We start from the raw sequence: 8,899 nt of genomic DNA, 5'->3' as shown, positions 1-8,899 counted from the left end.
GCTATGAGGAAGCTGCAAGTATCTTACAGGGCGAAGGGGCTGATTTTCTGGACAATCTGTCTGCACAATGGGAAAAAGTATCAGAAGGCATTGCCGCGGAAAGATTGAAGACTAAAACAAGGTCAGAAATTTCACAATAGAATGAAAAGGAGTTATATACATCTGTGAGAAGCGTAGGAATTTTAGGATATGGATATTATCTGCCCGAATTGGTCTTGGCCAACCACGAACTGGCCGGACGTTTCGGAAAAACGGAAGACTGGATAGAAGAAAGAACAGGGATAAAAGAAAGAAGGATAACCGAATTCAATGCTGCTACATCGGACTTAGCTATAAAAGCTGCGTTAGCTGCACTTGACAGGGCAAACCTAATGGTTTTTTCTGAAATCATTAGGTGTAGAACCATTGAGCTTCTTAAATGTTTTATAGAAATATGAACTATTAGTAAAACCGGTTTTTTCGGCAATATCTGCTATTGAGAACATAGTTTCCTGCAAAAGTTCCCTTGCTTTTTTCATTCGTATCTCAATAATTCTATCCAGGATTGTTGACAGCGTATGCTGCTTGCACAGGCGGCACATATAAGTTGGCGATATTTCCAGTGCTGTAGCGATGCTTTCAACTGACAATGCCGGGTTACCATATTCACTGTCGATGATCTCATGAAACCTTTTGATGACCTCTTCATATTTTGAGTTCTTATTTTCTTCCAGCTTCCTGCCTATCTTCTCGAATATTTGATAAAACCAGCTATTAATATGGTCAATTACTTCCGCGGTATCAGTCATTGCTGATATATCTCTGCTGATTTGTATAAGGCTGTTGATGTTGTCGGAATAAACCTGATTTAATATAAAGTTTTCAAAATACATATAAAGTCCGGTAGACAGGAACGTCATCGTCAGAATAATACACAGGATCAATGAAATAAATATTTTAAAATACAACTTCCGATCCTGGTATACACGACTCAACTTCATAAAAATCATCCTCCCACCAATACTTTTTCCAACTGTCTTCCAGTATCTGCGGATATTTCCCATGTGACGTTTACTCCAGCCCTTATTTATTTAAATTTATTCCTTCATCCGGAGAAAAGTAAAAGAACCTGTCCTATCTCTCAGGCGACTTTATATGAAGCAGGTTGAATACAACATAACGCTTTGATAGCTTAATGTAGAACCAATGAAGTATAATGAAAAAGGAATAGATGGACTAGATGAAGAAAAACCGAAACAAGAACCCATCTGGGTTGGTTATGATGGTTCGCGGATTGTTGCGCATAGAGTATACGATGGCTATAATTCGCTGCTTGGCAAGGCAACCCAAAAGGTTACCAAAAAGATTATTATACTCTTTCAACAATGAACAAGTTGCAGCAACAATTAATGGACATATTGGAAATTATCAAGGTTCATCAAGCTTATGTTAGGTAACAGAAAGTGCTCATATCACTATATCCCGAATTCGGGATAAGGGGTTATTTGACGCTTACGCAACAAAGAGAGCAATCTCATGAGCCTGTGCACGAGCTGCCACTCGGCCATCACCGCCCGCGAAAGCGGACACTGGCAAAGGAGACGGTAAAAGAAAAGACCGCCATCAGGTGGCAGCCGGTCGTTACAGGCTTTGCAAAAAATCATCGGGCGAAATTGGAGCGACGGGTGAATTCTTAAAATGCTCTATATCGCGCGTGATGATGTAATCGGCGTTCGCGCGTTTGGCACAGACCGCCATGTGAATCTCCTTTTTAATAATACGGGTAATAATAAAAAATTTTACAAAAAATAATTATGCCTACTTGACATATAGGAATAGTATAGTATAATATACATTAATCCCACCCAGGGTAGGGTAGGATACGATGAAAGAGGTGATGTATTATTATGATAAAGCAAACATTAAGTATTACAGGAATGACCTGTGCGTCTTGTGCTAAAGCCATAGAAAGAAGCGTTGGCAAGGTAGAAGGGGTACAATCTGCCAGCGTTAATTTTGCTACGGAAAAGCTGGCTGTTGAATTTGATGAAGGTAAGACAAATATTGAAAAAATAAAAGAAGCTGTCAAGAGAGCTGGCTACAGCGCCCAGGAAGAACAGGAAGAAAATATCCGGGACATAACCATCCCTATTTCGGGCATGACCTGTGCGTCCTGTGCCAAAGCTATTGAAAGGTCTATAAATAAGTTGCCCGGAATTAAAGAGGTAAGTGTAAACTTCGCAACAGAGAAGGCAAGAGTGGCATACGATCCTTCAAGAACAAGGATTTCAGAGATAAAGGATGCAATATCAAAAGCGGGGTATAAGGCATTAGAAGTTGAAGCCGGTGAACAGATAGATCATGAAAGAGAGCGTAGGGAAAGGGAAATGAAGTCCTTATGGACAAAGTTTTTAGTTGCATCAATATTTACTGTGCCTCTTTTATATATTGCAATGGGACATCTGTTAGGACTTCCCTTACCTGAAATTATCATGCCAGAGATGAACCCTCTAAACTTTGGATTGGTGCAATTAATACTGGCAATTCCTATAGTAGCGGCAGGCTACAAGTTCTACACTGTAGGGTTTAGCAGGTTGATAAAGCGTGAGCCTAACATGGATTCATTGATTGCAATGGGTACCAGTGCAGCATTCCTTTATGGTATATATGCAGTATTACAAATTGCAAACGGTAAGGTTGAATATGCAAAGGACTTATACTTTGAAACTGCAGGGGTCATTATTGCATTAATTCTTTTGGGTAAGTACCTTGAGGCTGTAACAAAGGGCAAGACCTCGGAGGCTATTAAAAAGCTGATGGGACTTGCACCTAAAACAGCAACGGTTATGCACGATGGCATGGAAATGGTTATCCCTATTGAAGAGGTAGAGGTAGGCGATATACTGCTGGTAAAGCCGGGAGAAAAGATTCCTGTAGATGGTGAAGTGGTTGAAGGTAGGACTTCAGTCGATGAATCTATGCTTACAGGTGAAAGCATTCCTGTTGAAAAGAATATCGGAAGTAAGGTAATTGGAGCAAGTATCAACAAAAACGGTACAATCAAGTTTAAAGCTACAAAAGTAGGAAAAGATACTGTTCTAGCACAGATTATAAAGCTTGTGGAAGACGCCCAGGGTTCTAAAGCCCCTATAGCGAAGATGGCGGATGTCATATCCGGGTACTTTGTACCGGTAGTTATAGCGATTGCAATTATAGCAGGATTAGCATGGTATATTTCGGGGATGTCAGCGATCTTTTCACTGACGATATTTATATCAGTGCTGGTTATAGCGTGCCCATGCGCACTGGGACTGGCGACACCGACTGCCATAATGGTTGGCACCGGCAAAGGTGCGGAATATGGAGTACTTATAAAAGGCGGAGAGGCGTTGGAAACTACGCATAAGATAAAGACTATCGTGTTTGATAAGACAGGAACCATAACAGAAGGTAAACCCAAGGTTACTGACATTGTTACAACTGCTGGAATAAGTGAAACTGAACTGCTGCAGCTATCAGCCTCAGCAGAGAAAGGTTCAGAACACCCCTTAGGTGAAGCTATCGTCAACAGGGCTAAAGAAAAGAATCCGGAGTTCTTCAATGTAGAAAGCTTTGAGGCCATACCGGGGCACGGGATTGAGGTTATTATACAAGGCAAAAAAATGCTCCTTGGTAATAAAAAGCTTATGAATGATAGAAATATAGATATCACGCTGCAGAAAGAATCGGACAGGCTTGCAGAAGAAGGTAAGACACCAATGTTTGTAGCTATAGATAATAAGCTGGCCGGTATCATAGCTGTGGCCGATGTGATGAAACCGAGCAGTAAGAGGGCAATAGAAGTGTTGCACAGCATGGGGATAGAGGTGGCTATGATCACCGGAGATAATAGAAGGACTGCAGAAGCAATTGGGAAACAGGTGGGCATAGACAGGGTGCTTGCAGAAATACTGCCTCAAGATAAAGCGAATGAAGTGAAGAAACTACAGGCAGAAGGCAAAAAGGTTGCAATGGTAGGGGATGGTATCAATGATGCTCCGGCGCTTGCCCAGGCTGATATAGGAATAGCTATAGGTTCGGGTACTGATGTTGCCATGGAATCGGCTGATATTGTACTTATGAGAAGTGACCTTATGGATGTTCCTACAGCAATACAATTAAGTAAGAGGACCATAAGGAATATAAAGCAGAACTTGTTCTGGGCATTTGCCTATAATACTGCCGGTATCCCTATTGCAGCAGGATTACTCTACCTGTTTGGTGGGCCACTGTTAAATCCCATCATTGCAGCAGCAGCCATGGCATTCAGTTCCGTATCGGTATTGACGAATGCCTTAAGACTTAAAAGATTTAAGCCTCTGCATTAAATATACAGAAAAAAATAAATATATTATAAAAAAGAAAGGAATGATTTAAATGACAAAGAAAATTTTTATCGAAGGAATGACCTGTGGACATTGCGCAGGTCATGTCGAGGAAGCACTGAAAGGAATATGCGGTGTGAAATCAGCAAAGGTTGATTTAGCAGGAAAAGTTGCAACAGTAGAGTTGGCACACCCTGTTGATGATGAAAAATTCAAAGCAGCAATAAGCGACGCGGGTTATGAGGTTACACGTGTAGAGTAACAGTTTTAAGTGGGCAGGGAGGAACTCTGCCCATTTAGTTTTAATCTTGTAGGAGTGATTTTTATGGATGGTATGAACAAACAGCAGGTACTTAACCTTTTGAAAACTTCAAAAGGGCAAATAGAAGGCGTAATAAAAATGATTGAGGATGACCGGTACTGTGTTGATATATCAAAACAGATACTGGCGGTACAGGCACAATTAAAAAAGGCAAATTTAAAAATAATCGATCAGCACATAAAGCATTGTGTAAAGGAGGCTTTTAAAGAAGGGTATGGGGATGAAAAGATAAATGAAATAATCGAACTTATTGATAAATATGCAAAGTAACAGGAAGAGGCATCTTTTCGAAGGCGCATGCAGTCGGGATTAAATCCCCTGAGTATATATTACTGGCAAGCTATTTTAAAACGGTTTTTCTTTGAGCTTTTTAAAGAAACGGGTGGCAGGAGGCAGAATAATAAGGTAATGGCCTTTGCAGATGATTGGGTCAACTATTTTTATCAAAATGAAGATTTATGGCCTGTCACACATAGAAAAAAGAGTCAACATTCTTGGAGAAAATATGATTATGACATTAAGCAGAAGAGCAACCTTTTTAATCTTGATTCGCTGTATAGAAATATGCCAAAAAAACCTTTTACAAAAGGTAGAAAACAGGAATTTGAGGTTTTAATGACGTATTTTTGGTTGCATAATTTAGTGGGTGATGGTGAGGGGTATTGGCAGGAATATTTAAGTAAGGTTTTGCCGACTTTGAAACAAGAATAGATTAGATGCGGGTGAACTCTGGTTTTAGAAACTACCGCCGATTTTTTGATAAATAATAATAAAATAAAAAAAATCATAATTTATCATTGACATTAATAAAATTACCATCTATAAGTAAAATTGATAAAATTTAAGGAGATAATTTGATGAATTATGATAAAATTATTTTAGAGTTGTTGAGTCGCGTTCAAACCTTAAAAACTTATGAGCATCGGACAGGATGTTTTGAACATGCGTGGCATAGTTCGAAGCACATCGAGGTTGTAGTATCACTTAAAAGAAAACACAACCCATAAAGCCTTGTGTGGCAAGACTTTATGGGCTTTTGGGACAAATTGTATATGTTACCGTAGGCTGGGGGGAGAAAACACCTGCTGAAAATCTCCCGCAGTTTGGATGAAATACTTGCCATTATTCGTACTTTCGAATATAATATTCTTGTACTATTATAACTTTTTGAGAGGTATGTCTATGGAATATATTACTGCTAAAGAAGCTGCTGAGAAGTGGGGTATATCTCAACGACGGGTACAAGTCTTATGCGAGCAAGGGCGAGTATCGGGGGCAGTGCGTCTCGGCTGGGTCTGGGCGATTCCTAAAGATGCCCAAAAACCGGCAGACTCAAGGTATAGAGGCAAGAAGCATGCAACGATATCGCATGAATAGCGCTGAATAGGAGGATTGTATAAATGAGCGAAAAACTACAACGTTTTACAAAACTTCTAAAGGAAATGTTTGAGCTGGATAAATCAGATTTTGACTTCGGTATCTACCATATTATGAATATCCGTAAAAATGAGATCAATAACTTCATTGAAAATACCCTTGCCGGTTTTGAAAGCAGAAATGTTTTGTTTTTAGAGGATGAGGAGTGCATAGAAAAAATGCTGGGCAAGGTATTATAAAAATGCTTGGCTCTGTTAAGACTCGATGTTGCCTGCAAACGGAGGTTTTTGAGGCCTTTTGGCGGTGCGGTAACCAAGCCTAATTTATACTGAGATTAAAAGAAAAGCGTTTTAAGGGATGGTGGATAGCGTGAACTCAGAACAGCGAACGGAAAAGACAGAGTGGGGATTGGACTTTCTCGAGAGGATCGTCGACTCCCTCCCGGATGGCGTCATTGCCGTCGACCGCGAAGGCAAGGTGGTCGTGTGGAACCGGGCCGTAGAGGAAATGACGGGGGTCAGGAAGGAAGAAGTGCTGGGCAGGGGCGAATACGCCTACGCCGCCCCGTTTTACGGGGAACGCAGGCCCATCCTCGTGAACATCCTGCTCGGCAACGGCAAAGAGTGGGAGAGTGGATACGAGAAGGTCGAGAGGAAGGGGCAAATCCTTGTCGGTGAAGGGTTCGCCCCCTATGCTTACGGCGGCAGAGGCCTTCATTTCTGGACCATTGCGGCGCCAATCTATGATGAGGCGGGGAACTTGCTCGGGGCGGTTCAGTGCATCCGCGACATCGGTGGGCGCAAGCAGATGGAGGACGAACTGAGGCACTGGAGCACCCACGACGCTCTTACCGGACTTTACAACCGCGCCTTCTTCGAGGAGGAACTGCGGCGGCTGGAGAAAGGTCGCTCCTTTCCCGTGAGTCTCATCCTCTGCGACCTCGATGGCCTGAAGGTGGTTAACGACACCCTGGGCCACGGGTGGGGCGACGAGCTCTTGCGCCGCGCCGCCAAGGTGATCGCAAGATGCGTCAGGGGGTCCGACCTGGTGGCCCGGGTCGGTGGAGATGAATTTGCCGTGGTGTTGTCGCAAACGGACCGGGCGACGGCGGGGGAAGTGGCGCGGCGCATAACACAGGCAGTGGAGGAGGATAATGCGGCGCGCCCCGAGTTCCCCTTGAGCATTTCGGTGGGCACGGCCACGGCCGAAGATCCGGGGTGTCCACTGGTCGAGGTATATAAGGAGGCCGACTACGCCATGTACAGGGACAAGCTTGCCAGGGAGGCAGAGCCGCGGGGTATCCGGAAAAAAGCGGACCAGCTCGCCTTTCTCTACGATTTCTCCCGGACGGTGTCCGGTAGCCTCGAAGTGAGCGAGGTGGCGCAGCGGGCCTTGGAGGCGGTGCTGAAGGTGACCGGCGCCACCAGCGGGTCCGTGGTGATGCTGAGCGAGGGGATGCCGGCGGCCTTGGCTGCCGAGACGGCGGCGACCCTGGAGCCCGGCGACGAGTTCCGGATCGTGCCGGCTGGTGAAGTTGTTGCTGCCGTTGAGCGGGAAGGGCGCGCCGTGCACTTCGACAGCCGCCCCGGAGCCGGTATGGCTGCAGAAAGGCGGCCGGCGGTAGCCGTGCCCCTCACGGTAGGGGGCAAGGTGACGGGCGTGTTGACCGTCGCGGGCCGGCCTGAAGGCGTGCCCTTCAGCGAGGACGAGGCCGCTTTCTTGACCACCCTGGGCACCGGCCTGGGCCTGGCGCTGGAGAACGCGCGCCTTTTTCGCCGGTTGCAGGCGAGGGCGGCCATGCTGGAACGCCTGATCGACCTGGGGCAGGAGTTGGCTGGCCACCTCGATGAGAGCAAGGTGCTCGAGACGGCTCTGGCTGGTGTAGGGGAGGTCCTTGGCGCGCAGGGGCGTGCGCTGCACCTGCTTGACGAGAAGACGGGCGAACTGGTGCTCAAGGCTAGCTCGGGTATGAGCGCGGAGCTACAGGAAAGAGCGGCCCGTGTCCGGCCGGAGGGTAGCCTGCTGGGCGAAGCGCTCCGGAGAGGGGAGCCTGTTGCGGTGGACGATACGGCCGCCGCCGGGCCCGGCATGCAGCCGCCCTATTACGCGCCCGAGGCGCGGGCAATGGCCGTGGCGCCGGTAAGAGCAGGGGGGAAGATACTGGGCACTCTGAAGGTCTACTCTCCGGTACCGCGACGCTGGTCAGAGGAAGAGGTTGGGTATCTGGCCACCGTGGCGGGCCAGGTGGGCCTGGCGCTGGAAAACGCCCGCCTCTATGTGTCACTGCGCCAGTATTACCTGAGTGCCTTGCAGGCGCTGGCAGCGGCTCTGGAGGCCAAGGACATGTACACGCGGGGGCACTCCGTGCGGGTGGCCCGGCTGGCGCAGGCGTGCGCCCGCGTCATTGGCCTAAGCGATGAGGAGCAGGAGCAGCTCTACTTGGCCGCGCTCCTGCACGACATAGGTAAAATCGGCGTGCCCGAGAGCATTCTTCTGAAGTCCGGACCCCTTGAGCCAGCGGAGTGGGAGGAGGTTAAGAGCCACCCTGTGGTGGGAGGAAGGATCGTGGAGCCGGCCAGGTTTCCTCCCCAGGTGGTCGCTGCCATACGGCACCACCATGAGGACTATGACGGGGGCGGCTACCCAGACGGCCTGGCAGGGGAGAAGATACCTCTCCTGGCGCGCATTATCAGCGCAGCTGACGCCTATGACGCCATGACGTCCGACAGGCCTTACCGGCGCGCACGCACGGCCGAAGAAGCAATCGAGGAGCTGTGCCGGGGAGTAGGGCGGCAGTTTGACCCGCGCGTGGTGGAGGCGTTCCTGCGGATTCCTGCCCCAGAAATGGAAAAAATTG

At 46.9% G+C, this 8,899-nt stretch carries 8 protein-coding genes and 1 pseudogene; 8 read left to right on the top strand and 1 reads right to left on the bottom strand.

Features of this window, described 5'->3' with window-relative positions; translation table 11 throughout:
* Positions 1 to 164 precede the first annotated feature (164 nt).
* Positions 165 to 437 carry a hypothetical protein gene (locus HPY74_18230; GenBank protein NSW92563.1) on the top strand — a complete coding sequence of 91 codons (273 nt, stop codon included), beginning with the start codon at positions 165 to 167 and terminating at the stop codon, positions 435 to 437.
* On the opposite strand, the gene HPY74_18225 is transcribed toward HPY74_18230, so the two are convergent.
* Positions 369 to 980 carry a helix-turn-helix transcriptional regulator gene (locus tag HPY74_18225; protein NSW92562.1) on the bottom strand — a complete coding sequence of 204 codons (612 nt, stop codon included), beginning with the start codon at positions 978 to 980 and terminating at the stop codon, positions 369 to 371. The genes HPY74_18230 and HPY74_18225 overlap by 69 nt on opposite strands.
* Positions 981 to 1,886: 906 nt before the next feature.
* Here HPY74_18225 and HPY74_18220 point away from each other — a divergent pair.
* The 7 genes and pseudogenes from HPY74_18220 to HPY74_18190 form a co-directional block, all read left to right on the top strand.
* Entirely contained in the window at positions 1,887 to 4,346 is a 2,460-nt protein-coding gene (locus tag HPY74_18220; protein ID NSW92561.1) for a copper-translocating P-type ATPase, read from the top strand.
* 49 nt (positions 4,347 to 4,395) lie between these two features.
* The gene (locus tag HPY74_18215; protein ID NSW92560.1) at positions 4,396 to 4,605 is read left to right on the top strand and encodes a heavy-metal-associated domain-containing protein; all 210 of its coding nucleotides are present in this window, start codon (positions 4,396 to 4,398) and stop codon (positions 4,603 to 4,605) included.
* A 72-nt stretch (positions 4,606 to 4,677) separates the two neighbouring features.
* The gene (locus HPY74_18210) at positions 4,678 to 4,935 is read left to right on the top strand and encodes a metal-sensing transcriptional repressor (protein ID NSW92559.1); all 258 of its coding nucleotides are present in this window, start codon (positions 4,678 to 4,680) and stop codon (positions 4,933 to 4,935) included.
* 144 nt (positions 4,936 to 5,079) lie between these two features.
* A pseudogene (locus HPY74_18205) lies at positions 5,080 to 5,376 on the top strand (hypothetical protein).
* A 471-nt stretch (positions 5,377 to 5,847) separates the two neighbouring features.
* Entirely contained in the window at positions 5,848 to 6,042 is a 195-nt protein-coding gene (locus tag HPY74_18200) for a DNA-binding protein (GenBank protein NSW92558.1), read from the top strand.
* A gap of 23 nt (positions 6,043 to 6,065) precedes the next feature.
* Positions 6,066 to 6,281: a hypothetical protein gene (locus tag HPY74_18195; GenBank protein NSW92557.1), complete on the top strand. Its 216-nt coding sequence runs from the start codon at positions 6,066 to 6,068 to the stop codon at positions 6,279 to 6,281.
* A 118-nt stretch (positions 6,282 to 6,399) separates the two neighbouring features.
* Positions 6,400 to 8,899, top strand: a 2,500-nt coding sequence (locus tag HPY74_18190) for a diguanylate cyclase (protein ID NSW92556.1), incomplete at its 3' end; no start/stop codon positions are given.

It is taken from the genome of Bacillota bacterium (assembly GCA_013314855.1).
Lineage (GTDB): Bacteria > Bacillota > Clostridia > Acetivibrionales > DUMC01 > Ch48.
Note: the sequence above shows the minus strand (reverse complement) of the source record. Positions and strands in the feature narration are given on the sequence as shown.